This is a genomic window from Alteromonas sp. K632G (genome assembly GCF_017653625.1).
GTDB lineage: Bacteria > Pseudomonadota > Gammaproteobacteria > Enterobacterales > Alteromonadaceae > Alteromonas > Alteromonas naphthalenivorans.
Window position 1 is genome coordinate 35,504 of record NZ_JAGGDM010000004.1, and the last position, 26,124, is coordinate 61,627.

The 26,124-nt window shown below is 43.0% G+C and carries 23 protein-coding genes; 11 read left to right on the plus strand and 12 right to left on the minus strand.

The window, feature by feature from the left end:
- Positions 1–57: 57 nt before the first annotated feature.
- From J5X92_RS05415 to J5X92_RS05425, 3 genes are all read right to left on the minus strand, one after another.
- Positions 58–1,332 (minus strand): amidase, encoded by a 1,275-nt coding sequence (locus J5X92_RS05415; protein WP_208804938.1) that lies wholly within the window; start codon positions 1,330–1,332, stop codon positions 58–60.
- Positions 1,333–1,581: 249 nt separating this feature from the next.
- Positions 1,582–2,145 carry a DUF924 family protein gene (locus J5X92_RS05420; RefSeq protein WP_129737672.1) on the minus strand — a complete coding sequence of 188 codons (564 nt, stop codon included), beginning with the start codon at positions 2,143–2,145 and terminating at the stop codon, positions 1,582–1,584.
- 181 nt (positions 2,146–2,326) lie between these two features.
- Positions 2,327–3,184, minus strand: a complete 858-nt coding sequence (locus J5X92_RS05425) for a MurR/RpiR family transcriptional regulator (protein WP_208804940.1) — start codon at positions 3,182–3,184, stop codon at positions 2,327–2,329.
- Between the two features lie 410 nt (positions 3,185–3,594).
- On the opposite strand from J5X92_RS05425, the gene J5X92_RS05430 reads away from it, so the two are divergent.
- On the plus strand, positions 3,595–4,224 hold the full coding sequence (locus J5X92_RS05430) for a CPBP family intramembrane glutamic endopeptidase (protein ID WP_208804942.1): 630 nt from the start codon (positions 3,595–3,597) through the stop codon (positions 4,222–4,224).
- 367 nt (positions 4,225–4,591) lie between these two features.
- Positions 4,592–5,878, plus strand: coding sequence for a mechanosensitive ion channel family protein (locus J5X92_RS05435; RefSeq protein ID WP_208804943.1), 1,287 nt, complete (start codon positions 4,592–4,594; stop codon positions 5,876–5,878).
- A 64-nt stretch (positions 5,879–5,942) separates the two neighbouring features.
- Here J5X92_RS05435 and J5X92_RS05440 read toward each other — a convergent pair whose 3' ends face one another.
- Positions 5,943–7,103: a DUF3080 family protein gene (locus J5X92_RS05440; protein ID WP_208804945.1), complete on the minus strand. Its 1,161-nt coding sequence runs from the start codon at positions 7,101–7,103 to the stop codon at positions 5,943–5,945.
- Between the two features lie 19 nt (positions 7,104–7,122).
- On the minus strand, positions 7,123–7,998 hold the full coding sequence (locus J5X92_RS05445) for an SDR family oxidoreductase (protein WP_208805118.1): 876 nt from the start codon (positions 7,996–7,998) through the stop codon (positions 7,123–7,125).
- Positions 7,999–8,591: 593 nt separating this feature from the next.
- Here J5X92_RS05445 and thrS point away from each other — a divergent pair.
- The 4 genes from thrS to rplT all read left to right on the plus strand — a co-directional run bounded on the left by thrS (position 8,592) and on the right by rplT (position 11,840).
- Positions 8,592–10,508 (plus strand): threonine--tRNA ligase, encoded by a 1,917-nt coding sequence (gene thrS / locus J5X92_RS05450; RefSeq protein WP_208804947.1) that lies wholly within the window; start codon positions 8,592–8,594, stop codon positions 10,506–10,508.
- Positions 10,509–10,606: 98 nt separating this feature from the next.
- Positions 10,607–11,155, plus strand: a complete 549-nt coding sequence (infC, locus tag J5X92_RS05455) for a translation initiation factor IF-3 (RefSeq protein ID WP_126873690.1) — start codon at positions 10,607–10,609, stop codon at positions 11,153–11,155.
- A gap of 113 nt (positions 11,156–11,268) precedes the next feature.
- Positions 11,269–11,466 (plus strand): 50S ribosomal protein L35, encoded by a 198-nt coding sequence (gene rpmI, locus J5X92_RS05460; RefSeq protein ID WP_012518091.1) that lies wholly within the window; start codon positions 11,269–11,271, stop codon positions 11,464–11,466.
- Positions 11,467–11,483: 17 nt separating this feature from the next.
- A complete protein-coding gene (rplT, locus tag J5X92_RS05465) occupies positions 11,484–11,840 on the plus strand; it encodes a 50S ribosomal protein L20 (RefSeq protein ID WP_013784592.1) in 357 nt (118 codons plus the stop codon).
- Positions 11,841–11,940: 100 nt separating this feature from the next.
- On the opposite strand, the gene J5X92_RS05470 is transcribed toward rplT, so the two are convergent.
- A complete protein-coding gene (locus tag J5X92_RS05470) occupies positions 11,941–12,888 on the minus strand; it encodes a hypothetical protein (RefSeq protein WP_208804949.1) in 948 nt (315 codons plus the stop codon).
- Positions 12,889–13,110: 222 nt separating this feature from the next.
- Positions 13,111–14,565 carry an undecaprenyl-phosphate glucose phosphotransferase gene (locus J5X92_RS05475; protein ID WP_208804950.1) on the minus strand — a complete coding sequence of 485 codons (1,455 nt, stop codon included), beginning with the start codon at positions 14,563–14,565 and terminating at the stop codon, positions 13,111–13,113.
- Between the two features lie 736 nt (positions 14,566–15,301).
- Here J5X92_RS05475 and J5X92_RS05480 point away from each other — a divergent pair.
- Genes J5X92_RS05480 through J5X92_RS05500 form a run of 5 tightly spaced genes read left to right on the plus strand, consistent with a single transcriptional unit; the run spans position 15,302 to position 20,792 of the window.
- Positions 15,302–16,504 (plus strand): outer membrane beta-barrel protein, encoded by a 1,203-nt coding sequence (locus tag J5X92_RS05480; protein WP_126873672.1) that lies wholly within the window; start codon positions 15,302–15,304, stop codon positions 16,502–16,504.
- Positions 16,501–17,049 (plus strand): polysaccharide biosynthesis/export family protein, encoded by a 549-nt coding sequence (locus tag J5X92_RS05485; protein WP_232043559.1) that lies wholly within the window; start codon positions 16,501–16,503, stop codon positions 17,047–17,049. Before J5X92_RS05480 ends, J5X92_RS05485 begins: the two co-directional genes overlap by 4 nt.
- Positions 17,050–17,079: 30 nt before the next feature.
- The gene (locus J5X92_RS05490) at positions 17,080–19,296 is read left to right on the plus strand and encodes a polysaccharide biosynthesis tyrosine autokinase (protein ID WP_126873673.1); all 2,217 of its coding nucleotides are present in this window, start codon (positions 17,080–17,082) and stop codon (positions 19,294–19,296) included.
- Positions 19,297–19,303: 7 nt separating this feature from the next.
- Entirely contained in the window at positions 19,304–20,032 is a 729-nt protein-coding gene (locus tag J5X92_RS05495; protein ID WP_208804952.1) for a CpsB/CapC family capsule biosynthesis tyrosine phosphatase, read from the plus strand.
- Positions 20,019–20,792, plus strand: coding sequence for a VpsP family polysaccharide biosynthesis protein (locus tag J5X92_RS05500; protein ID WP_208804954.1), 774 nt, complete (start codon positions 20,019–20,021; stop codon positions 20,790–20,792). The genes J5X92_RS05495 and J5X92_RS05500 overlap by 14 nt, the downstream gene beginning before the upstream one ends.
- A 17-nt stretch (positions 20,793–20,809) precedes the next feature.
- Here the strand turns inward: J5X92_RS05500 and J5X92_RS05505 are convergent, their stop codons facing one another.
- The 5 genes from J5X92_RS05505 to J5X92_RS05525 form a co-directional block, all read right to left on the minus strand.
- A complete protein-coding gene (locus J5X92_RS05505; RefSeq protein ID WP_208804956.1) occupies positions 20,810–21,220 on the minus strand; it encodes a 3-phosphoshikimate 1-carboxyvinyltransferase in 411 nt (136 codons plus the stop codon).
- Between the two features lie 77 nt (positions 21,221–21,297).
- Positions 21,298–22,710 carry an O-antigen ligase family protein gene (locus J5X92_RS05510; RefSeq protein WP_208804958.1) on the minus strand — a complete coding sequence of 471 codons (1,413 nt, stop codon included), beginning with the start codon at positions 22,708–22,710 and terminating at the stop codon, positions 21,298–21,300.
- A gap of 64 nt (positions 22,711–22,774) precedes the next feature.
- Positions 22,775–23,353, minus strand: a complete 579-nt coding sequence (locus tag J5X92_RS05515; RefSeq protein ID WP_208804960.1) for a hypothetical protein — start codon at positions 23,351–23,353, stop codon at positions 22,775–22,777.
- A gap of 115 nt (positions 23,354–23,468) precedes the next feature.
- Positions 23,469–25,412, minus strand: coding sequence for an EAL domain-containing protein (locus tag J5X92_RS05520; protein WP_208804962.1), 1,944 nt, complete (start codon positions 25,410–25,412; stop codon positions 23,469–23,471).
- Positions 25,409–26,107 (minus strand): transglutaminase-like cysteine peptidase, encoded by a 699-nt coding sequence (locus J5X92_RS05525; RefSeq protein WP_208804964.1) that lies wholly within the window; start codon positions 26,105–26,107, stop codon positions 25,409–25,411. The genes J5X92_RS05520 and J5X92_RS05525 overlap by 4 nt, the downstream gene beginning before the upstream one ends.
- Positions 26,108–26,124 lie beyond the last annotated feature (17 nt).

A 26,124-nucleotide genomic window follows, 5' to 3' on the forward strand; every position in this document is an offset into this window, starting at 1 on the left:
TCCATTTGTTATTTGGCCAATGCAACCTTGTATATTCAGTAAGCCTAGTATGACCAATTAATTTGCTGTCAGTGCTTTCGCTAGCTTAATGAGTGCAAGATCGCTGCCTTTTTTGCCTACCAGTGATAAACCACACGGGGCATTTTGTAGGGTAAATAGCGGCATATGAATTTGTGGAAGCTCTGCTAAACCTGCAATTGAGGTAAGCGCCAGCAGGGCATTCCTATCGTTCGCTAATGTTTCTCCGTCAGCATCACACCGTGGTGCAATGCCGGGGGTAGTGGGTATCAACAATACGTCTACAGTTTCAAATAAGCTGTTTATGTATTCTTGAAACGCCACTTGTTGCTTCTTGGCGTCATCAACTTCTTGTTCAGAAATCGTTTCACACCAATTTAATCGAAGCATAATATCGTGGGCAATGTCAGGGGATGTATCTGTTATCCACTGGCCATGTTGTTGCCAAATTTCAGCACCTTGTAATACGCGAAATGTCGCGGCAGTGTTCAGTGCCGATAAATCCAATTCGTGTTCGGTAATAGGGGTAATAGTAAAACCCGCTTTGTCGCTATCCGCTTTTTCATTAAGTGTTTCAAGCCATTTTGTGGCCAAAGCGCCGTGTTTCGCGCTTTGCAGCAAATGCTGAACAGCACCAATTCGTACTGTGATGTCGTTAGCTTCGTCTGCAGTGTTAAATAGCGCTTCCTGCGAAGCATCGGCTAAACAAACGTGGCTCACTTTTTCTAGGGTGTCGAGATCGCGGGTCATCCAACCTATGGTGTCGAAAGACGGTGCCAACGCCACCATGTTGTCACACGGTATAGCATTGTGCGTGGTGCGTAGCCCCCATAACCCTTGATAACTCGCAGGAACACGAATAGAGCCGCCTGTGTCTGTACCTAAACCAATGTCAGCTAAATGTGCCGACACCGCAACGGCCGAACCTGAAGATGAACCCCCAGGGATGTGCGCAGGTGCAACGGGGTTTACTAGTTGCGGATAATGTTTATTTTGACCGTGTAAGCTATAAGCGAGTTCATCGGTAATTGTTTTACCTTTAAAGGTAGCGCCTGCATCAAGTAACTTTTCAACTGTGCTATTGGTGGCCGTTGGTACAGGATGTGTGGCCAACCAATCGGGGTTACCCGCTGCGGTTGGTAGCCCTTCAATATGAAATAAGTCTTTTACCGCTAAAGCATTGCCTTTCAGAGCATGGCCTGTTAATTCGCAAGCTGGTGAAGCATTAGCTGCTACAGAACTTGATTCAGAATCTGAAGCGCTTTTGGCGTTGACTTTATTATCAGCAGGAATCGAAACAAAAGGAGAAGACACGGCACATTCGCAATAGTTGTAAATATACCTCCATGAAACAATCGTTTCTCTTTGTTGTCAAGTGAAACGTTTGTTACTGGCGTGTAATATGCTTTGTTTTTGTGGGTTAGTTATGTGGTTTAGTTTTTAGGGCGTATCTTTAGTGGCGTATCTTTAGTGGCTTAGATTATGAAGTGTTTTCAATAACCCAACTACAGGCGATGCGAAAGGTGAGTGAACAACCAGTACAAGGGCGAAGCCGTGTTCGTATTAAAACCGACTGCCAGGCTTCAAAAGAAACGCTTCTTCTTCTTTTGTACTGGTTCTGCCCAACACCAAGTTTCGGTGCGGATATCGCCCAAATTGCTTAATAATGTTCACGTGTTTCAACTCATATTCATATTGTTGTTCTAAACCAGGAACCGCAAAAAGCTGAAGCGCAATATCATGTATAGCCAAAGATTCGCTGTGCATAAATGGCATGTACAAAAATATACATTGCTGAGGCGTAAGGGTTTTATCGGCCTCAACACTCACCGCTTCTTGGGCCAATACTAAAGCCATGGGGTCTTGCGAGAAAGCGTGGGGCGTGTCTCGGTATATATTTCGTGAAAACTGATCAAGCAAAAGAATTTCCGCTAACCGACCTGTAGGCGTTGCTCGCCAAGGCCATAGTTCACCTTGTGATGCAGCGCGGTGCAAGTTTAAAAATTGCGATGCAATAGTGCGATCAAGGGCAGAATCTTGAGTAAACCACTGTGAAGGGGTGAGTTCATTAAACCAAAATGCTAAAACTCTGCTAGACTCTTCTATAACAAGGTGGGATTTATCCATTTCAACTCCAACATCAAATGCTTGGTTGCCTTACTTACGGGAGAACGGCGCGTGTTTGTTTGCATCTCGGGTGGCAACACGAATTGTTATACGTGCTTAACGACTTATTCGATCTTCTATTCTTGCTTAAACATTATCTAAATAAAAGCAGTTAATGATACTTTAAGTGTTACTTCACATACTACTTTCGCTCGGAAGGCTCTAATTCATCAAGGTCGCCATACAGGCTAGTAATGGCCTCAACACGTTCCGATGCACTGTTTCCTAAGGCAGAATACGTAAAGTTACACAGGGTAGAAACCAAGCTCATTGGGGCTGCGTAACTGTCGAATGGCGTGTAATTATCTACCTGCGAACTTAAATGATTGCCTAAATGACACACCAATAAATGCTTTACGTTATCTCGGTATACTTGCCCGGTAGGGTCGGTGATTAAAATAGTTTGGCAATGAGAAAGCGTATTTAACACATGCTTGAACTGCCGAGTGCGCCTGCGAAAACCAAACAACACCACAACATCATCTTCACCCAAATCGACTAAATCTTCCCCTAAGGTTTGGCCTGGTTGAGGCAAAAGCCTTACCGAGGTACGAATTTGCTTAAGTTGCTGGCGAAAATGCAGCGCTAATGGGTAAGCGTTTCTAAACCCGATAAGGGTAATTTGTTGCGCGTTTGCCAGCTTTTCAGCAATGGCTGTAAGGGTGGCAATATCAATATTGTCGAAAGTTTGCGAAATATTATTGAGTTCTTGCTCATGCTGCAGAACCGCAGTGGTACCAGGGCTAATAGGCACGCCCTGTTCGCGTAAGGTAAGCAAGGTATTTTTTGCTTCTTGATGCGACTCAAAACCAAGCTGACGAAAAAAACGACTTACTGTAGCTTTCGATGTGTTGGTTTGTTCAGCAATATGAGAGGTTGATTGGGTAACAACCGCAATAGGGTTACGCTGTAAATACTGAGCAATAGTTTGGCCTGATGGCGATAAAGACGCGTAATGCTTCTCTATTTGCTTAATAACATCATTCGAATTTTGGGCCATAAGGAATAATCTTCAACTGCTCAGTGTGTGTCGCGTTCTTTTGGGTTGGCAACTATATTGATGCTTTTTAGCAAATAACAACATTACCCTGAAGGAAAATCACCGTGAAGGAAAATATTTCAGCAATAGTGCTTATTTGCGTGTTATTTATACATACAAAGTTACCGCTTCTTGCCTGTAAATAAGCAAACGGCCACCCTTGTACCTTAGTTATGCATCATCATGTTCCATTCTCACACTTTATTCTACCGCCAGAACTCCAAAAACTCGCTGAATTTTCGTGACTTACTAATTTACGTCTAATGTATAACGCCGCAGTGTAAGACTTCTAAGCGAATTGGCACTATAATTTCATTATCTTTTATAGTTCATATTTCTGTCATCATTTTGCAATTAAGTAGGGGTTCTTCGTGGTAAAGCTGTGGTCTGAATTGGTCATTTTGTTCGTTGTACTGCCCATTGCCGTGCTTTACTGGATTAACCACGTCGCCGACTGGCTTATGCCTATTTTAGCCACAGTGTGTTTGTTTTGTTTAAGTGTGCTGTTAGCCGATAAACAATTCCAACGAATTCGTTTATGGCATTGGGAAGATTATGGGCCTCATTTAAAAAGTACCCTTAAGTTCTTTTTACCATGGGCAAGTTTGCTTGCGCTGTGCGTTTACTTAGTTAAACCCGAGCTATTTTTGCACTGGCCGATTAACGAGCCATGGATGTGGGTAGTCACCTTATTGGTATATCCTGTGGTGTCGGTTATTCCGCAAGAAATCATTTTTAGAACCTTCTTTTTCCACCGCTATAAACGCATTTTACCTTCTCGTAATGCACGCTGGATTATAAGTACCTTTGTGTTTGGTTTAGCGCATCTAATTTACGGGAACTGGGTGGCAGTGGTTATATCTTGGTGTGGTGGCGCGATATTTGGTTATCGCTACATGCAAACAAATTCAACACCCATTGTGGTAATAGAACATGCTATTTGGGGCAGTTTCCTATTTACCATTGGCTTAGGCTCATATTTGGTAGTGGCTGGCCCTTAGCCTGAGCAAAAAACAAAGGCTAAGTAGCGGTTAGGTTTAAGCCAATGCGTTAACTAATACGTTAATCTATGCGACCACCAATGAAATAGTGAATGTGTAAAGCTTGAGTAAAAGCGGTTTCAAAGGCTGTATCTAAGTTTATATCCGGGTCTATATTCAAGCCTATATTTAAGCTTAAGCCAGATTTTATACCAGAGCGTAAACCTGTTCATGAACCTGTGCGTATCATATATATAATTATAGCAGCTAGTATGATTTAACAGTTAGCAGTTAGCAGTTAGCAGTTAGCAGCTAGTAGCAGTTAGCGTGGGATGGCCATATTGTTAGGCTGCACCCGTGGTAAGTAACCTCATTTCAAGGAGCGAAGGTGGGCATCATCAATTCCCTAACAGCGTTTTTCAATTTAGACCTATCACATTTCGCACTAGCAAACATATTGCCCTTAGCTTTATTGGCAGCAGATACAGTTGCGCCTTCCTCTGGGGTAGAAAACTTTACCGAAGCCCAGTCGGTGCTATTAGATTTATGGCATGGCTTTTTGTATCGCTTACCCGGCCTTGGTGTAGGCTTGTTAATTATGGCGCTGTTTATTATTGCAGCGGGCCCGCTATCCCGGTTGCTGCTCAAGCCGTTTTCTTTGTCTTCGCTGACCCCGTTAATTAAGTCGGTAGCGCAACGTTCTATTAGCTTGGTTATTATGTTGCTAGGCGTGTATTTATTCCTCTTTATGGCAGGTTTAACGGGCTTTGCGGTGGCGGTTATAAGCGGAACTGGCGTAGTAGGGTTAATTCTTGGTTTTGCCTTTCGTGATATTGCCGAAAACTTTATCTCTAGTTTGTTGCTTACCATTCAAAGGCCGTTTCGAATAGGCGATATTGTTGAAATAAACGAGTTTACGGGCATTATTCAAAAAGTAACGTCTCGTGCCACTACCATGGTCGATTTCGACGGCAACCATATTCAAATTCCCAACGCCACAATTTACAAGGGTGTGATTAAAAACCTGACGGCTAACCCACTCATGCGCGGACATTTTGTATTGGGTGTAGGGTACGATGCCGACATTCGCAATGCACAGAATTTGGCAGTCGAGATAATATCCAGCCATGCAAAGGTGCTTAAAGATCCGGAACCCCAAGTGCTAATCGATAATTTGGGCGCATCCACCTACAATTTAAAAGTGTATTTTTGGGTGAATGTTGAAGACACCAGCGTGCTTAAAATGTCGTCGCTGCTGATGCGTCAAATTGTAGGCCGATTCACTGAAGAAAATATTAGTATGCCTGACGATGCTCGCGAACGTGTATTCCCCAATGGATTAGCCATAGTGTCTAATCAATCGGTAAGTAAAGAAGATACCGCTGATGATGCCCTTGGTTTCACATCGCTTAATAAACCCATCTCCGAAAGTAATAATTTCCCGTTAGCGACTAACAAAAAATCAGCGGCAGGAATAGCGGGTGAGTCGGAAGAAAGTAGAGCGCCGGCATCTGCAACTCAAGCAGATACAGCGCAGGCAAGCACAGCTCGCAGCAGTGCTAATGCAGCGCTTGAACACGAAAATAACAACGAAGACGTTAGCAGTGAAGCAGAAGATATTAGGGAGCAAGCGAAGAAAGCCCGCGACCCTGAAAGCGGTGAAAATATTCTTTAGCTTGCAGCAGATATAAGTGAGCACGCTACGTTGAGTGATGAAACGTTCAGCAGCCTTACGATAACTAGGGCGCGGTTGGCGATAAATTGCAGCGACCTAGAAAGTCTTGCCATAAGGAAACATGGGCTTTCATTGTGGCACTGTATTGTACAAAATTATCAATAGCGTGGGTGCGTATGTGCGCTTTAAAGGGGGCGCTCAATGCAGTGTTTCCGGCCCATTGTTTCCATAAAGGTTGTAGCTGGTAGTGGTAACTATTTAGCGTGCTCGCAATGGGTTGAATTTCTTCTATAAAGTACAAGTAAAACACATTTCGAAGAATGGTGGCTTTGTCGCTTGTTACACCATTTTTGCACTGTACGCTGTTTAGCGCAGGCGCTAACACTTGGTTCAGTGAAACTAAGCGGTTGTGCAATATAGCTTGTGTTTGCCATAGCTTTGCTGGAAGCCGAGAAGACGCAATAATTTGTAATTGTTGTTCAAGCTCGCCATTGTTGTTAGCGCTGGCTTCTACGTTAATATCCACAACATTTTTTTGCTTCAACGTTTCTGCTAAACCATTAATGAAGTTAAGCGCATTAACCGTTGCCTTAGCATCTTTATTTTCACTTGCCTGTAATGGCGACCCCGCCATGCTTAACCCTAGTTTCATCTCAGTGCTGGTTTGCACTACATTTGCCCACACGCTTTGATATTGAACCTGCTTTTGTTTACGCCATTCCGCCACGGTACTAGCAATGGGGTTATCAGCGGCCTGTAACCTAGCTTCGCAATTTGCCAATACGTTCAATAGGCGATGCTCGTACTGTAAACGCTGTGAAGGTAACTGTGTTTTACCCAACGCCGTGTTTCTTTCAGCCACTATTCGGCCAAGTTCGCAATCTTGTATGGCGTAGAACTCTCGTATATTAATATTCAACGGGGTCACGTTGTTGCCAAGCTCAGCAAGTGTTGGGTAGGTGTGAGAAGGCAGGGCGATATTGCTTGTCGCCAATGTGCTGTTTGTCGAAGCCTCTTGTGACAAAGCCTCGTATGTTAAAGGCTTATCCAGCACCCTAGACAAACGGGCGGTGTACTCATCCATGGTGTCATCAATGCTAGGCGCACCAAAGCACCCTTGTAATAAGCTAACCGCCATCACAACGCTAACTAGCCGTATGGTTTTTCCAACCATCACGTTTGCAGCGCAACGGTTCGCGTCATAAAGGCACTTGCTATCAATCATGCTTTTTACATTAACGTACTTATGCCGACGCATTCGTGTGTAGGCTTCGGCCACCATCCACATAAATAATTTGCCCCGTAATATAATTAGCTGAAATTAAGAATGTTGCGGTGTTTGCTATATCTTCAGGCGAGCCAAGACCACCCAATGGAATGCTGTCGAGTAATCGTTGCTTTTGGTCGTGCTCCAATTCTCTTTCAGGCCACAATATGGCGCCTGGTGCAATACCATTTACCCGCACCTCGGGTGCCATTTCAACCGCCAGTGAACGAGTAATAGACGCCAACGCCGTTTTAGCAAGGCCGTATACCGTATGGTGCGGTAGTGGGCGGTCTATGTGCATATCAACCATATTGATAATACAGCCATTGCATGCTTTTAAAGTAGGCCATAATGCTTGCGACAAAAACAAAGGGCCTTGTACGTTACTGCCCACTAATGCTTGCCAGTCGTTGGCAGAAATGTCGCCAAGGGGAGTAGGGTAAAAGCTAGATGCGTTATTAATTAATACATCAATGCGGGCCTTAGCTTTCACATTTGAGCCGGCTTTCACGTTTAAATCAGCTTTCACACTTGAATCAGCCTTCAGTTTCGAGTCGGCATGCACTGTGTTACTGCCAAACGAAAAAGCGTCTGGTGCAGTGGCTTGTTCAGCTAGGCGGGTAATATCCTCTAACTTACACAAGTCTGCCTGTAAGCAAATAGCACTATTAGGCCGTTCGGCATTTAACGAATTCACCAATGCGTTAGCGTCTTCTGCTGAATGACCGTAATGTATAATTACACGATAACCTGCACTATGAAGGTTTTTTGCCATGGTGGCACCAATGCGTTTCGCTGCGCCGGTTATTAGCGCAACCGGCGAATTTTCTTCAAGCGCTAATTCGGTAGCCATGTCTGCATTCGCGGCTTCATCCATAGTGTTGTTGGCAATTTTTGGTTTGTTAGGCATTGGCAGGCACTACTCCATTGTTCGTTTTTTATTCAGCGTAACTTTTTATTCAGTATAACTTTTTGCTCGGTATAACTTTTTGCTCGGTATTACTTTTGGCCTAGCTTGTTTGCAAAAGCCCGTTTGCATAAGCCTGTTCGCATAAGCGTGTTTGCGTAAATTTGAATACACAAGTTTGACAGCATTTCCAACAATTTAAAGATAAGAATAAGTAAGCTTTGCAGCCGCTGGTGGAATATTTCACATGTTGTTTATACCCCGTAAGCACAAAATATAGGCCGCAATGTATCGAAAATACGCTTGCCCATTGCATGTGTGTTTACAGCCGTTATAATCGCCCATCGATAATTGTTTATACCGCCAACCCAAGTATGTGTGTTGACAAAGAGTAAACGGTTATAAGGCTTATATGGTTTATATAGCACTTCAGCCTATGTAATGAATATAACAACTACGCGTAAACACCAAAATGAGTGTTTTTATAATTAAAGATGCAAGTGGCGCAGAGTAGGCGTCACCACTGTAAAGGATATATCATGCCAGTAATTACCCTTCCTGATGGAAGCCAGCGCGCTTTCGACCAATCAGTTTCTGTATTAGATGTTGCCAACGATATCGGCCCAGGTTTAGCGAAAGCGACCATTGCGGGTAAAGTGAATGGCGAATTGGTAGACGCAGTTGACCTTATTGAGTCAGACGCTCAACTACAAATCATTACCGCTAAAGACGAAGCAGGCTTAGAAATCCTTCGTCACAGCTGCGCGCATTTGTTAGGTCATGCTATTAAGCAACTTTGGCCAAACACCAAAATGGCGATTGGCCCTACTATCGACAACGGTTTTTACTACGATGTTGATATGGAAGAGAGCCTAACTCAGGAAGATATCCAAAAGCTTGAAAAGCGTATGCTTCAACTAGCTAAAACTAACTATAACGTGGTTAAAAACAAAGTTAGCTGGCGAGAAGCCCGCGATGCATTCGAAGCTCGCGGCGAAACTTATAAAATGGAAATTCTAGACGAGAACATCAGTCATGATGATCGCCCAGGGTTATACCATCACGAAGAATACGTAGACATGTGCCGTGGCCCTCACGTGCCTAACATGAAATTCTGCCAAAACTTTAAGCTTATGAAAGTAGCCGGTGCATACTGGCGTGGCGACAGCGACAATAAAATGTTGCAACGTATTTACGGCACAGCGTGGGCTGACAAAAAGCAACTTAAAGCCTATTTACAGCGCTTAGAAGAAGCTGAAAAGCGCGACCACCGTAAAATTGGTAAAGCGTTGAACTTGTTCCATTGGCAAGAAGAAGCGCCGGGCATGGTGTTTTGGCACAACGATGGTTGGTCTATTTACACCGAGCTTGAAAAGTTCGTGCGTGAAAAGTTACGCGACTACACTTACGACGAAGTAAAAGGCCCATTAATGATGGACCGTTCGTTGTGGGAAAAATCGGGTCACTGGGAAAAGTACGCCGAAAACATGTTCACTACCGAATCAGAAAAGCGTGAATATGCTATTAAGCCAATGAACTGCCCAGGCCACGTTCAAATATTTAACCAAGGCTTGAAGTCTTACCGTGACCTTCCGTTGCGTATGGCTGAGTTTGGTTGCTGTCACCGTAACGAACCTTCTGGTGCGCTACACGGTTTAATGCGTGTTCGTGGGTTTACCCAAGACGACGCTCATATTTTTTGTACCGAAGAACAGATCCTAGAAGAAGTAAGTGGCTGTATAAAGATGGTGTATGAGACTTATGCAGCATTTGGTTTTGAAAAAGTAGCGGTTAAACTATCTACTCGCCCTGAAAAGCGCGTAGGCAGTGACGAAATTTGGGATAAATCGGAAGCAGCATTAGCCGAAGCACTTAAAGCCAACGATATTGAATTTGAATATCAGCCAGGTGAAGGTGCGTTTTATGGCCCTAAAATTGAATTCACATTGCACGATTGCCTAAATAGGGCATGGCAGTGTGGAACGGTTCAGCTAGATTTCTCTATGCCGGGTCGTTTAGGTTCAACTTACGTAGCTGAAGACGGCGAACGTAAAGTGCCTGTTATGATCCACAGAGCTATTTTAGGTTCATTAGAAAGATTTATCGGTATTCTTACCGAAGAATTCGCTGGCTTTTTCCCGCTGTGGTTAGCCCCTCAGCAGGTGGTAATTCTAAATATTACCGATAGCCAAGGCGAATATGCACAGGAATGTGTAAAAAAACTGCAAAAAAGTGGATTTAGAGCAAAGTCGGACTTGAGAAATGAGAAGATTGGCTTTAAAATCCGCGAGCACACTCTCAAGCGTGTTCCGTATATGCTAGTAGTAGGTGATAAAGAGATGGAAGCTGGTGAAGTAGCAGTACGCTCTCGCAGTGGCGACGACCTAGGCAAAATGAGCCTGGAATCTTTTATTGCCATGGCAAATCAGGAAGTGGCAGAAAAGACCATTAAGTAGTTTGAGGGTTTTCGTGTATACTACACGACGGTGTTTGCTTACCAGTACTGAACATTATCCAGATGGTAAGCAAACAGAAGAATTAAATGTTTGGAGGAATGCACATTAAAGGCGCTAATAACAAGGCTCAGGGCGACAAAGCCCGCATAAACGATGAAATTAAAGCCAAAGAAGTTCGCTTAATTGGTAAAGACGGTGAACAAGCCGGCATTGTGACGTTAGCAGAAGCGACGAAACTTGCTGAGGAAGCCAGTCTTGATCTAGTAGAAATCAGTCCGAATGCTGAGCCGCCAGTCTGTAAAGTTATGGACTATGGCAAATTCCTCTTTGAAAAAAGTAAAGCTCAAAAAGAGCAGAAGAAAAAACAGAAGCAAATTCAGGTCAAGGAGATTAAGTTCCGCCCTGGCACTGATGAAGGCGATTACCAGGTAAAACTGCGCAACCTGCGTCGCTTTCTTGAAGGTGGTGATAAAGCCAAAGTTACGATCCGTTTCCGCGGACGTGAAATGGCGCACCAAGAGATCGGTATTGAACTTCTTAACCGTGTTAAAGCGGATTTGGAAGAGATTGCTGTGTGCGAGTCTTTCCCACGTCGTGTGGAAGGCCGCCAAATGATCATGGTGCTAGCCCCAACTAAGAAGTCGTAGTGGTCTAAAAGTTTTTGAGGTACTGCAATCTCAAAACACCCTGCGGCTAAACACTAACCGACAACCGGTAACTGCATACCCAGCGTCGATATTAACAATGCGGAGTTTTAGCAATGCCTAAAATGAAAACTGTAAGCGGTGCCGCCAAACGTTTTAAGAAAACGGGTTCTGGCCGCTTTAAAAGCAAACAGTCTCACTTACGTCACATTTTGACTAAGAAGAGCTCTAAGCGTAAACGTCACCTTCGTGGCAAAAAACTGGTTCATGATTCTGATACCAAATTGGTTCAGCGCATGTTGCCGTACGTATAGACTTAGGAGACTGATTAATGGCTAGAGTAAAACGCGGCACGGTAGCACGTGCACGTCACAAAAAAGTCCTCAAGCAGGCAAAAGGTTATTACGGTGCTCGTTCACGTGTTTATCGCGTAGCGGTACAAGCCGTAACTAAAGCTGGTCAATATGCTTACCGTGACCGTCGTCAGCGCAAGCGTCAATTCCGTCAATTATGGATTGCACGTATTAATGCTGCTGCACGTCAAAATGGTATGTCATACAGCCGTTTCATTAACGGTTTGAAAAAAGCGTCTGTTGAAATCGATCGTAAGATCCTTGCCGACATCGCTGTACATGACAAAGCGGCTTTCAGCGCACTAGTCGATGCGGCTAAAGGCGCATTAGCTTAATTATTAACTAATTAAGTTTAAGTTCTTTCGGAAAAAGGCGAGCAGGATGCTCGCCTTTTTTCGTTTCTGGCGTTTATGAAACGCTATGTTAGATTTTAACTTAGTAGGGTACGGTTAAATTTATCCCTTCGCTCATATAAATATCGTCGTAAGCCAAACCCCCATTGCCATAAGGTTGCTTAAGTGGCCCTGTATTACAGTTAGCCAAAAAGTAAATAAGCGGTAACTCTCGCTTCATTCTAAAATTGGCATTTTCGTAAACTAACGACTGGCTTGCGAACTCGCCGCCTTTTACATAAACACTATATACTTGCCCGCCATTTTGAGCGGTGGCGTTATTAACCACATACCAAATGCTATACCATTCACCTTCTTGCAAAGGCTTAGCATCCTTGTTGGTGTCAATATTTTTTACATTGGCATATTGGCGGTATTTGTCCTCGCTATTTATTTTAACCATCAGACTACCATTGTTTTTAAAACCATTAGATTCGGCCTTGTCGGTAACCCGTAGGGTAGGTTCAAACGCGTTGTAACCATGTTTGATTATGTCGGCAGGTTGCATATTGCTTAACCCAAAAGCATGGTTATTACGAAAGCGCTCAACGCGAATTCTGGTATAAAAAGTGTAAGTTTCACCTACAGGTACTGGCTTGGGCAATGCTTTAAACGAAAGGGCTTTTCTATTGCCTACTACACCATCTGGCGCGGGCTTTTTAATTAGGTAGCCGTTGTTAACACCTAGATCTGAAGTAGGCTCAAGCGCAGGCACAGACGACGACATAGTAGTGGGCGCGGTAGCTGTGGCGACTTTAATTGAATTTGAAGCTGATACTGAAGCTAAATCTGAATCGAAAGGCCGAATTTCAGTAATTTGGGCATTCTCTATAAAGGGGATAGTGTTATTTTGCGTGTCTGCTAATTGCCAACCGGTTAGCGTTTTAGTATTAAAAGTATCAATCACCAGCCAAGGCGATGGCTTTTGTGTGGGTAATAAGTAACAAGCAGTGAGTAAAAATGACGTACTAACCAGTAATAGGTACTTCATTACGTGCCTTAAAATGTAATAGGTGTTGCTTATTTATACACGTAAGGCACTGAAAACTTCAATGTGAAATAACCACTCAAACGGCCTAAACGTTGCTGCTAGTTTTTGTAATTAACGTTAAACGCCTAACACTGTAAAACAAAAAAGCCTCAACACAGGGTGTAGAGGCTTTGTTTATCAAAATTTTACAATCCTGAACTGACTTATTCAGAACCGCTAGGGTTAGTAGGCGTTCTTATTCGCCAACCCACCAAATACCGTCATGAATACAATTTTAATATCGAACCAAACAGACCAACGGTGAATATAATCTAAATCGTACTCTACACGTTGTACCATTTTGTTCACTGTCTCTGTTTCGCCACGTAGGCCGTTTACCTGGGCCCAGCCGGTAATGCCTGGCTTCACCTTGTGGCGTAGCATATAACCGGTAATAAGCTTACGGTATTCTTCATTGTGTGCTACTGCATGAGGGCGGGGGCCCACAATAGACATTCTGCCCTGCAGAACGTTGATAAACTGTGGAAGTTCATCAATAGAAGAGCGTCGCAAAAAGCCACCAATCTTGGTTAGGCGCGCATCATTCTTGGTGGCTTGTTTAACCACTGCCCCGTTGTCTTGCGTAGTCATAGACCGGAACTTATAAACGGTAATTTGTTTTCCATCTAGGCCGTAACGCTTTTGTTTGAAAATAACGGGGCCTTTAGAAGTCAGTTTAACCGCCGCCGCTATGCCTAACATAGGGATGGCTAACATCATTAATATTAAGATGCTTAACACAATGTCTTCAAAGCGTTTTAAAACGTCGCTAGCACCCTGAAACGGGGTGTCGTACACACTTAACGCTTGTACCGACCCAATCGATTGCCAGCGGGCATTAAGCAAGTTATACATAAAGAAGTTAGGGATAATATAAACATTAGCCGTTGTGTCGCTGCACTTTTCAAGAATGTGACGAATACGGTTCTCTGCACTCATTGGCAGGGCAATATAGATGTAATCCACTTCGTTGCGTTTAGCCATTTCAATGGCCGACTCAATATTACCTAGTACTTGGTTTTTAAACTCATGAGGTAAGCGGTCTTCGCTTCTATCATCAAACAACCCTAAGAAACGAATACCCAAATGTTCATTTGAAACGATTTGATTAGCCATGTTGTAACCCAACTGGGTTGCACCAATAACAATCGATTTTCTAGAGTTTAACCCGCTGCGGCGAAGGCGAAAAAGAAACTTTCGCATTACGAAGCGCCAAGCCAGTACAACAACAAATGAAGAGGCGGCCCATAGTAAAACGCCGGGAGGCGTAATTTTTAAATCGCCAAAGAAAAAGAAACCAAAAGCAGTCGTAGCTAACATACTCAGTGCCCACGCTATAGCAGCTGCACGAAGCATTTCATTCGTTCTGTGCCCACGCCAAGAACGATAAAGCTCTACGAATTCCCCTGAAAACTGGAAACTAATAACATAAACAAAAAGGAATAGAAGGCTGCCAGCCGTAACAGGGCTGTCGTAATAAAATGCTGAAGCGTAATAAAGTAAGGTGACAAGGCATAAATCAATAAGCCTATAAATGGTTGAAAAACCACTTTGGTTCCTAACTATAAGCCCGCCAGAAGCATTGGGTTCAACCTCGTGAGATTTGAGGACTTGGTTAGGTGCTACTTTATTATCCATGTGTGTATCTCTTTAAAATAAAAAGTCACGCCGACTTCAATTGTCAATAAAGCAAAAGACCACTGCGTTAATTATTAGCTTTAACTTATAGCTAGATAAAGCAAAAAATGTACCGAAAAAGTGCAAAAGCAAAAAGAAAAATGACATCTGGTGCAAAAACTTATGCTAACAAAAGGGGTAAAGATAAAAAACTCGTCACCCGCGAAAAAGCATCAATGCGTGTACTGCTAAAGTATAGTATAAGCAGGTTGTAATTTTATTACAAAACTATTGAAAGCAATTACCCAATTGATATTGTAAGATAACATATAACCATTATACTGCGTGCCAAAGATTTTAAACTTACAGCAATTAAATTAACGCTACGTCTTGTATTCAAGCATGTGTTAGATCATGTATTGAATCGTTTATTAGGTCATGTAGTAAAACGTTGTTTTTGCTTAACCAGCAAGCCTGTAAGTTAGACACATTGCTGCAATAATTTTTCGTTAAGCTAACGGGAATAATTGAATGTGTTGGCAATAAAACGTTATTAAAGCAAAGTGTTTGCACGCGCACTACGCCCTGTATGGCACAGTATTAGCATGCCATCCGGCCAATAGCTGAAAAATTATAAATATCACACTCAAAGCGGTTAAATAAATATATTGGTGTTGCTTTTGTGAGCATCAAAACTGATGTTGCACTGTTTTACCCCAATATTTAACTGCATAAGACAAAAATTTTAGGAGCGAGTATGTTTAAAAGGACAACAAGCCTTGTTGCACTGTCGGTAATTAGCGCCATATCGAACGCACAAGAGGCTGGCCGTATTGAAGCAGGCCAATTCGACATTATCCCCACATTCAATACATCTATGAGTTATGTAGATAACGTTGCTTATGCTCGCGATGGTGAACCTAAAATTTACAGCTGGCGCGCCACGTTTTCGCCAGAAATTATTGCCGCCACAGAAATTGATGGTAACCCTGTTCAATTTGGATACCGATTAGAGCGTGGTGTGTATTTTTCAAGCAGCGCCGACGATTACACCGATCACTTTTTTGAAGCTTCCGGTGAATACGAACTAAATAGCCGTCATCGCTTAAGCGGCACCGCGCAATATGAAGATGGTCACGAAGACCGTGGTACGGGGTTCTCACTAGGTGCCGGCGACGACATTACTTCGCCTGATACCTTTAAAAGTATGTATGCGGGTGGAGAATATAGTTACGGCGCGTTAACCTCAAACGGCATGTTAACGCTCAAGGCAAATCGTGAAACGTTAGATTATGACCGAGAAGAACAAGCTTACCTGCTTCGTGATCGTGCCAAGAATCAAATAGGTGCTGAGTTTGCTTATAAAATTGCACCTTCAACAGCGTTGGTGATTGATGTAACCAATACATACACTCGCTACGACCGCCAGTTGTCAGAAGCATCTAGTCTAGACAGTGACACGCTACGTGTTTTAGGCGGTATTACCTGGGAAAGCACCGCTGCAACTACAGGCTTTGCTAAAGTAGGTTACACAGAAAAAGATTTTGAATCTGCAACCCGTAGTACTTTCTATGGGGTGGATTGGGAAGCGGGTGTTGAATGGCAGCCTGTTACTTATTCAACGTTTCGTTTTTCTACCAGTGCCGATACACGTGAAACCAACGGTGAGGGTAACTTTATTCGTGGTCGCGATTATACAGCATCGTGGGAACATGAATGGCTTCAGCGCTTAAGCACGTCTACTAGTATCAGCAAACTTACTGATGAATATGTATTAGACGATGAAGGCATTGCTAACCGTGAAGATGACTTAATGCGTTATACCGCTGCAGTAAACTATCAAGCACGCCGTTATTTAAGCTTTTCGCTGTATTACACATTAAATGACAGAGACAGTAACCGAGATGCCATTGGTTACGACAGAAGTGTAATTGGTTTATCTGCCGAGGTTAGCCTGTGAAGCAAAGTGTAAACAGTATTTTCGCCTTCCTTTTTGTTGTAGTGATGTCGTTCAATGCTCTAGCACAGGAAGGTAATTTGAGCATGAGCCGCTACCAATTAGGCTCAGGTGACAGAATTAGTATAAATGTATTTGGGCAAGACGACTTGTCGATGGAAGTACGTTTACCCGATGTTGGCACTATTAATTACCCGTTTATGGGTGAAGTTAAATTGGTAGGGTTAACACTAGGCGAAGTAGAACAGCTTATTTATGAAGGTTTAAAAGGGGATTACTTAGTAAACCCGTCGGTATCAGTAACCATTATCGATTACCGCCCCTTCTTTATAGACGGTGAAGTAAAACGCCCAGGTGGTTACCCTTACCAGCCAGGTTTGTCGGTAAACAAAGCTGCAGCGTTAGCAGGCGGCTATACCGAGCGCGCCGCACGAGACAAAATAACAATAGTTCGAGAAAAAGATGGCACTACACGTAGTTTTACCGTAACGGTAAGCGACATGATACAGCCCGGTGACATTATTACTGTTAACCAACGCTTTTTCTAATTAGCAAAAATTTCAGGATACAAAAATAACATGGCAGTAAATCATAGGGACGACGTGAATCATGGCGTGCTAGATAGTGAAACTATCGATATTGCACACTATCTTGGCATATTGAAACGCTACGCTTTTCGCATTGTTTCGTTAGCCATCGCTTTTACTATATTGGTGGCTTTGCTGGTAATGCGGATGACGCCACTTTATACGTCGTCTACCACTATATTGGTCGATTCTGAAAATGCGAATGTGGTATCTATAGAAGAAGTGTATGGCTTAGACACTAAGCGTAAAGATTACATGCAAACCCAATACGAAATATTACGTTCGCGCCAAATTGCCGAACGTACCGTAGAGGGAATGAATTTACATTTAAACGATAAATTTATGCCGCCTGAAGAAGGTCCAAGTGCTATCGACTCGCTAATAGATAGTGCTAAAGACATGCTGCCATTTCTACCGCAAGAAGAAGTGGTAGAACGTACTGAGGCGCAAATTATTGCAGCAAAAAAACGTTCCGCAGTATTCAGATTAATGCGTGCCGTAGAAGTCAGTATGGTTGATAACACCCAGGTAATGAAGATTTCCGTTACTACTGAATCTGCTTCTTTGTCGGCTCAAATTGCCGATACTATTGCCGATGTTTACATCGAGAATTACCTTCAAGCTAAACTAGATATGACAGCAAAGGCCACGTCGTTTCTTACAGAAAGCTTAGAAGGCTTGAAAGATAAGCTTGATATCGCTGAAAAGAACCTATCGCAGTTTTATGAACGTAATCAAGTGGTAAACATAGATGGCGTAGTGGGCCTTGCTGCCGACGAACTAGAGCGTCTAAGCACGCAATTGCTTGACGCACAAACCGCATTAAAGTTAAACGCGGTAATATATCGTCAAACGCGTAACAACGTGACCCTTGAAGACATTGCACGGTTACCTGAAGTACTGAATCACCCTACCATTCAAGGGGTACGCCGCGACGAAGCCAAAGCTATGACCCGCGTGTCTGAACTTAGCAAAGTTTACGGCCCTAAACACCCTAAAATGATTGCGGCAAATGCTGAGCTGTCTTCCATTCGAGAAACGTTAACTACCCAAACTCGCGATCTTATTTCTAGTATTACTACCCAATACCAAGTTTCAGAGCAGCGCGTTGCGCAACTTAAGCAAGAAGTAGAAGTGGCAAAAGCTGAATTCCGTGGTTTATCTGCGTTAGACAATCAACGCAAAGCCCTTCAGCGCGATGTTGATATTAACCAGCAGTTGTACAATTCATTCTTTACTCGTTTAAAAGAAACTGACGAACTAGGTGGTTTTGAATCGGCAAATGCCAGAATTTTAGATAGCGCTGTAGTGCCATCGGTACCTTCTGAACCGAATAAAAAGTTGCTAATTGGGGCGGCTTTTGTATTTAGTATTGGGTTTGGTGTGTTCTTGGCCATTACCATGGAAACACTTAATAGCGGTATTCGTTCGGTAGAAGATGTAGAGCGTAAGTTAGGCCAGCGTATGTTGGGTTTAATTCCTTGGCTTGCCCATAAAAAGAAAACCAATTTACCTATTCGCACTTATTTCGACGGTAAAAAGCATCAGTTTGCAGAGTCGGTTAGAACCTTACGTACTAGTTTGTCGTTGTTGAATTTAGATAAAGATAATCAGGCTATTATGGTTACCTCTAGTGTGCCTAAAGAAGGTAAAACTACTGTGTCTATTAACCTAGCGTTCGCGCTAGGCCAGTTAGATAAAACCATTCTTATAGATGCGGATTTACGCCGCCCAAGCATTGGTAGGCAGTTTAATATTCCTAATTACCAGCCAGGTGTTGCTAACCTTATTCTTAAAACTCACAGTTTCGATGAATGTTTGGTGCGTGACGAACAAGCGAATATCGATATTCTTTCGGCAGGTACAATACCGTCTAACCCACAAGAGCTTCTTGCCGATAAAGGGTTCGATGCGTTAATTAAAGAATTAAAAACCCAATACAAATATGTGGTGGTAGATACCGCGCCTACTCAAGCGGTAAGTGATTCAATGGTAATTGCTAACTCGTGCGACTCTATTATTTACGTAGTACGCGCCGACAGTACCAGCGAAAAAGTGATTAATACAGGGTTGTCTCGTTTCTTACAAGTGGGACATCGCCTTGATGGCGTAGTGCTAAATCAAGTAGACTTACGAAAGTCTGATGTAGCACAGAGGTACGGCGGGTTTTATGATCAGTATGATTATACTAGTCATAAGGACAGCTAATAATTAATTGATAGACCTTCACAGTCATATATTACCTGGCATTGACGATGGTGCCAGAACCATGGCCATGTCGATTGACATGGCCAAACAAACACTTGAATGCGGCGTGACGCATTTAGTTTGTACCCCACATATACACCCAGGGTTCTTTGATAATACGCCCGCTATTATTGAAAACGCGTATAACGAACTTGTGTTAGCGCTTGAACAAGAAAACATTCCCCTTACCTTATCTTATGCCGCCGAGCTTCGTGTCTCGGAGCACATTCCTATATGGATAAAACAAAATGCGGTGCCTTTTTTAGGCCAGATTAACGGCAAAAACGTGATGTTGCTTGAAATGCCTCACAGTCATGTGCCATCGGGAATGGAACCGTTAGTAAAATGGTTATTAAAAAACAACGTGCAACCGCTTATTGCACACCCTGAACGTAACCGAGAGCTATTGCGCGAGCAACACAAGTTTGACTGGTTGCAGCGCATAGGCTGCTGGTTTCAGGTGACAGCAGGCGCACTTACAGGCCGATTTGGAGAGCCTGTACAGAACTTTGCGTTAAGCTTGCTTGCCAACCAAAGCTTTCATGTAGTGGCTTCAGACACCCATGACACGGTTAGGCGACCTAACGATATGGGTGAGGCATTTGCGGTGGTATCGGCAGTAGACGCAGATTACGCCCAGCAAGTTTTCGTTACTACACCGGGTGAAATAGTAGGGGCACCTAGTGTCGTTATCTAACGTGTATGAGCGTCATCAGTTATTAATAAAACGTGTGGTGCGCACTGTGTTTTTTATCACAGCGGCATGGGGCGTAATATGGAGCGCACAGTTTTTTATATCGGGTAACTATTATTATCGGGTGAACAACCAATTAGAGGCTTGGCAGAATAATCCTGAGCGCGTAACCGCTAGCAAAGTAAGCGATGCTATTACTAAAATAGATTCAGCCATTTCCATGTTTCCCAATAACGCGCTTTATTATCAAATGCGTGGCCAGCTTTACGAATGGCAAGCGTTTGTATCTCAGCACGCTGATCAAAGCACTGCTGAAAGTGCTGCTGAAAACGCTGCTGAAAACGAGAAGACAAATAGTTTGAAACTGGCCTTTAGTAATTACCAGCACAGCTTATTGCTACGCCCGCTTTGGCCAGCAAGCTGGATAGGGTTAGCATCGGTGAAATGGAAGCGTAACCAAGTAGACGACGCTTTCTATCAATATATGAATAAAGCCATTCAGGTAGGCCCACAAGACGCTATAGTTCATAAATTCATAGTAGAGTACGGGTTAGCGAATTATGCAGCACGGTCGCCTGAATACATTAAGGTTATTCAGCCATTAAAACACCATATGAAGTTGGGGTTAGTAAACCCTCATAGCAGAGACGCAATAGTGCAAAGTATTGTGAGCTATAATGCAGAAGAGCCTGCATGCCGATGGATGCGCTTGGCCGCTTACCCAGTTAGAAAACGCATTCCCAACTGCATTACTTACGACTAGTAGTATTAAACTAGCATTTAAAACTTACTTTTAAGCCAATCCCACAAGCCTAGTGAATAGTTTTCGAATAAGTTAATACCCAGCCACGATTTTAGTATGTACAGCAGTACCATACCTACCAGCAATGAAAATAGAATAAACAGGGTAAAACCGAAAGCTAACGTAAGTTGGCCAATTTTACTTTCTATACGGGAAGGGTCGCGTTTATCTTTACCGCCTAACAGCACAAAATAGAAGCGGCTGTAACCAATGCCAAGGGTGCCACGTAAATCTAACTTATGCTTGCCCCAGCGCCTGCCTGCTAACGCGGTATTTATATGGGTAAGCTGTTCTTCACTAAACGAGTTGGCCACATGCTTGGGCATTCTCTCTAGCATGTGTTTTACGTTGGGTTCTTCCTGAATAGGGTGATTAACTTTTAACACCACGACTGATTTTCCATAACTGAATCCATTAGTAAATACTTATTGAAATCCCTAATTAGGCACTTACAAAAAACCTAACTTTACGGCTTACGATTACGTTTTGTTGATTGTCGAACCCGAATTCGATTACTCATGGCTCCAAGTGCAAGTAGAGTAATAAAGATAGCAGTGTTAGCAGGCGCTTGTAAGGGAAAGTCTACGCTGGTGTGCATTGCCATACCAATAATAGCCATAAAACACGCAAATGCCGCACCGCGTGGAAGGGGGTGGTGGCGCTGACGAAAAGCATTGAACGCATTAATGCCGCAAATCAACACAAATACGCCCATTAGTAGTGCGCCAACAACGCCAAACTCAATACTAAACTGTAAGTATTCATTATGAGCATGGTCGTAAAAGTGTTGAATACTCTCACTTTGATATTGGGGGTACACAGTATAGAAGGTTCCGCCACCTGTACCTATTAATGGGTACTGCGTTAACAAGGGCAGTGCATCAGTAACCACTTCGTCTCGGCTTTCATGGGTTAAATCGGTTTGTTCAAGGCGTTGCTTTACTTCGTTTAACCCAAACACGCTACTTACTATCATAATGTCGATAACTAACATGCTAACAAACAGAGCAATGTAGCTTTTTTGTCTAGGTTTGAAATACCACAAACCAATGGCGGCAGTTATTGTCATGCTAACAAAAAACGCCGTATTGCCCATTCGTGAACGCGACATTACCAGTGCAATAACCATAATAATTATGCCAATACGAAACAGAACTTTATTGCCTAGCCAAAACTTAAGCCATTTTCTAAGGCGCTCTCGTTTTGATAGCCCATCGTCATCACCTAAACTGGCAATCAGATACCCTAATGCAGCACTCAATGAAAGCAGTAGGTAATTTGCAAAATGGTTTTTGTAAATAAAGCTGCCGGTAGCAATGTGCGTAACCGGTTGTTTGAATACTAGGCTGTACTCAATGCCCGACAATACCTCTAGCGACCCATAAATGGCTTGAAATATACCGCTTGCACTAATGGTTATTAACACTAGTTTTAACCGAGACGTTGAGCGCACCAAGGCTAAAACACTGAAAAAAAGCAGGCAATAACAAAGGGATTTTAAAAATACTATTTGGCTTTGGCCTACATCAAAGCTAAGAGGTAACCAACTAGTAACAGGCTGCACGTTAGCGTACGCGGGTAAGAGCTTTTCTGGCCGAACGCTGGCAATAAGTGAGGCGGGTAGGGGAATTAAGTTTAATAACTGCCAAGCAAGAAACAATATCCAAAGCAGAACAAAAGCACGATATTGGCGAACTACAACAGTAACGGTACGAAAATGAAAGGCCATTAACGATGCACTTATACAAAAAACGGAAATTTGCATAAGGGCCCAAGCCCATGGCCTATTAGCACCTAAAGGAATAGGTAGCCAAAAAAGGGTAAATAAAAGAAAACCGAAAAAAAGCTTTTCGGTTTTTCTATTATTAATACTCAGCATTCACTATCGCCACTTCTTACTACCACTAACGATCACCAACACAGAGTTTAAATGTAATACAAACTTAGTTTGCTGAAACCGTGGTATCGCCACCGCCAGCACCAGCTGCACCAGTACCTACACCTAATGGAGATACATCGTTGCCAGTAGCCCCTGCCGCAGTTGCGGTAAGTGTTGAGGTATCGATACCTGCATTAATCGCAGCCAAAAGTGCATCTTCTGCGCTAATTACACCGGTTTGCAATGCAATGTTATAAATTTCGTTGGCATCTTCGGGGAACAGGATCATAGATATAGTCACCACTTCCGATGGCTGCTCTGGTAAAGATCCGAACCCAGCGATTGCAAGCTCGAATCCAGTCGCGCTGTCGCTTAATAAACCTGTCATGTTTTCAAACTCAGTCGGCTTAGTTTGAAGATATGAAAGATTCGATTGTGAAATGGTTGGCATACCATTACTTAAAACATCATTGCTGATTGATGCGGCTGCAGTTTCAACTGCGGTACCACCATCGATAGCATCAATTAATTGGGCTCTAATTTGCAAACCTGGAACGCTACCTGCGCTGTCTTGTGCAATAGCCACTGGCGAAATAGCAATAAGCACACTCATTACTAATGAAAAAATAAATCTATTACGCATAATAGTTCCTACTTCGAAAAATTGGTTTGCATACACCAAGTATTGTATACCAAATGAACGCCCGTTGTCTTAGCTTTATTTGCTGTGAAAGCCGCAAACAAACTAGCTACTTAAATTATTTCCCTAAGCGCCAAGCTGTAGGCTTTGCAAAGTGATAGCCTTGCTGATAAACCACCTGCAGCTTACTAAGTGTATTACTTTCTAACTCGCTTTCAACCAGCTCGGCTATCACTTTAATGTGTAACCCATTAGCAATACTTACTAAGCTGCTAACAAATAGCTGATTGTCTTTGTCTTCATGAATATCTTTGGTCAATTTGCCGGATATTTTTACAAAATCGGGCTGAATAGCCCTTAACCCACTTAATGATGCAAGATTGTCGCCAAAATGTTCAATAGTAATGGTGCATCCTGCTTTTTTAACCATGTCGCAGAATTTAAGGGTAGCTTCCCTATAATAAATAATGGCGGAGTCTTCAATTTCAAACGCTAATCTGTCGCACAACGACTTGTGTTCAAGAAGATAACCACCAAGCCATTGGCAAAATTCGGCATTCGCAATTGATGCAGTGGCAATGTTCACCGCTACTGTGTGAGGAGAGGCCATGAGTTTACTGACTACCAGCGACGTTACCAATCTATCTACTTGAGGAATAAGGTGCAGCCGCTCTGATGCAGGAATTAACTGCGACATAGGTATATCGGTATTGGTAGACACGTCTTTAAAGCGCGCGAACCCTTCGTAATAACACGGGGCTTTGTTCTCGGTACTAAAAATAGGCTGTATTAAAATATCGGCATACTGTTGTAACAGAATATTGTTTAGTCTTTCACGCCATTCGGTATTGCTGTGAATGAAAGTTAGCTCTGAAGCAAATTGCCAGCCTCTGTCTAACTTTGTTGCCGCTAATAGGGCGCTATCTGCTTTTTCCATTACTTCAGTAAAGCTATTTTCACTGGTGTATTTAGCTGCGCCAATCCACGCTGTTTTATCGCCATCTTTAAGAAAATCTATTTTATTCATTTCATCGCTAAGGCTTTTCAGTCTTTTTTCGCACTCTTGTTGCGATACCGCTTCCATTAATATGGCAAAGTCGGAACCCGATACTCTAAAAAGGGTTACTTTATCTGGAAATTGCATGGCGGCCAGTTTCAGTTTTTTTGCAGCCGCACTAACATATTCGTCGCCTTCAGCGCCGCCCAGTAAATTATTTACCCGAGCAAGTTGCGTTAACCTAATCAACACCACGTAACCTTGTTCTACCGTAGCTGTGCCACTTAATAGTGCATTCATGTGTCGATTAAAGGCATTTCTATTGGAAAGCCCCGTTAGGCTATCGCCATACGCAATGGCTTTAAACTGTTCAGCACGTGCAGTAAGTTCTTTAAACATGCTTTCTACTGCTCTAGACAGCTTATTTACGGCTAGCGTGATAAAAGAGAATTCTTTAGTAAAAGGCTGGTAGTCAATTTCAGAAAACTTTTGGTTTTGAATGTCGCCTATTTTTTGGGTAACAATTTCTAAGGGCTTGGTAATTTGGCGAATAATAACCAGCAGCACTAGGTAGGCAATAATAAAGGCTATAAAAAACATTAGCGCACTTTGGGTAATGCTATCCCATAGCTTTTCATTCGCAAGGCCTGGGTGGCTTTGTACGATAAGTTGCCCCGCCATTGTCCAACCATCGTTAAGTTCGGTGTTTTTTACCGGCGGGGTAACGTGTACCGCTTCGGTAAACCAATTTGGTACGGTATCTATTTTATTCGGGTTTTGACGAATAATAAGGGTATTCCCGCTGGCGTCTTTAACCGAAATAGTTTGGTAGTAGCCCCTGTCGAATATGGCGTTCACCATGGTTTCAGCTACAGCCTGACCATTTTCTTGCGTTATATAGGGTGCCATGGCTAAACCTAGCGATGTGGCGGTGTCTTGTGCGTGGGTAGCAAGTTGTTCATTCACGTATTCTTTGGTCATTTTTACGTTAATAAAAAAGGAACCGGCGAACACGGCCAGTAAAAAAATAAGTAAGCTAACGCTTAGTTGGGTAGATAATTTCATTGTTCTTGTGTATCTCCGAGCATTACGCTGTTTAAACGATCTATCATGTCGTCCCACATTTTCATGGGGCCGCTGCCTCTTAATTTTCTTCCTGTTCCCATAGACTTCGCCGCCCATAGACCATCACCGTTAAAACTATAAACAGGTGCAAGGTCGCGCCGTTGGTTTGCTGGCAGTATTCGGCGGTTAATATTATCAAGCACTAAAGGAACAGAAGTAGGGCTTGGGTAATAGGCTAACACCATATGAGGTTGGTTTAATTCTAACGCGGTTACATACATAAGCCGAAGCTGCGATTTTGGAATACCAAGTTCTATTAACGAAAAGTATTTAGCAATTGAGTAATCTTCACAGTCGCCAGCGCCCGTTCCAATAAACTCGATTGGCGTGGCCCAGTAATCGGGTTGGCGCCAGTGCTTTAGGTCATCTACAAAGTCGAATCGATTGAAAAAGCGATTCACCTGGTAAAGCTTTTCATCAATATCGTCGTTCTCAATGCTATTGACTAGTTGTCGCCACTTAGCTACATCTGCCGCACCTGTTTTACCAAACAGGGCTTCAACTCGGCTGTAAACCTCTTGAGTAAAGATGTTTTTTTGTTGCGCGATAACCAAAGAAGCCACACCAAATAAAAGCCCCGTTAGGGCACAAATACAGGTTCGTCGGTAAGTTTTACGCGCGTAGCGGGTTGTCATGCCAATTAAGCCTTAGT

Excerpts from the sequence above, each read along its gene's own strand:
- J5X92_RS05420 (WP_129737672.1), bottom strand. The coding sequence starts at position 2,145 with ATGGATAAATCCCACCTTGTTATAGAAGAGTCTAGCAGAGTTTTAGCA.
- J5X92_RS05425 (WP_208804940.1), bottom strand. The coding sequence starts at position 3,184 with ATGGCCCAAAATTCGAATGATGTTATTAAGCAAATAGAGAAGCATTAC.
- J5X92_RS05440 (WP_208804945.1), bottom strand. The coding sequence starts at position 7,103 with ATGATTGATAGCAAGTGCCTTTATGACGCGAACCGTTGCGCTGCAAAC.
- J5X92_RS05445 (WP_208805118.1), bottom strand. The coding sequence starts at position 7,998 with ATGGCTACCGAATTAGCGCTTGAAGAAAATTCGCCGGTTGCGCTAATA.
- thrS (WP_208804947.1), top strand. The coding sequence starts at position 8,592 with ATGCCAGTAATTACCCTTCCTGATGGAAGCCAGCGCGCTTTCGACCAA.
- infC (WP_126873690.1), top strand. The coding sequence starts at position 10,607 with ATGCACATTAAAGGCGCTAATAACAAGGCTCAGGGCGACAAAGCCCGC.
- rpmI (WP_012518091.1), top strand. The coding sequence starts at position 11,269 with ATGCCTAAAATGAAAACTGTAAGCGGTGCCGCCAAACGTTTTAAGAAA.
- rplT (WP_013784592.1), top strand. The coding sequence starts at position 11,484 with ATGGCTAGAGTAAAACGCGGCACGGTAGCACGTGCACGTCACAAAAAA.
- J5X92_RS05470 (WP_208804949.1), bottom strand. The coding sequence starts at position 12,888 with ATGAAGTACCTATTACTGGTTAGTACGTCATTTTTACTCACTGCTTGT.
- J5X92_RS05475 (WP_208804950.1), bottom strand. The coding sequence starts at position 14,565 with ATGGATAATAAAGTAGCACCTAACCAAGTCCTCAAATCTCACGAGGTT.
- J5X92_RS05480 (WP_126873672.1), top strand. The coding sequence starts at position 15,302 with ATGTTTAAAAGGACAACAAGCCTTGTTGCACTGTCGGTAATTAGCGCC.
- J5X92_RS05490 (WP_126873673.1), top strand. The coding sequence starts at position 17,080 with ATGGCAGTAAATCATAGGGACGACGTGAATCATGGCGTGCTAGATAGT.
- J5X92_RS05510 (WP_208804958.1), bottom strand. The coding sequence starts at position 22,710 with ATGCTGAGTATTAATAATAGAAAAACCGAAAAGCTTTTTTTCGGTTTT.
- J5X92_RS05515 (WP_208804960.1), bottom strand. The coding sequence starts at position 23,353 with ATGCGTAATAGATTTATTTTTTCATTAGTAATGAGTGTGCTTATTGCT.
- J5X92_RS05520 (WP_208804962.1), bottom strand. The coding sequence starts at position 25,412 with ATGAAATTATCTACCCAACTAAGCGTTAGCTTACTTATTTTTTTACTG.
- J5X92_RS05525 (WP_208804964.1), bottom strand. The coding sequence starts at position 26,107 with ATGACAACCCGCTACGCGCGTAAAACTTACCGACGAACCTGTATTTGT.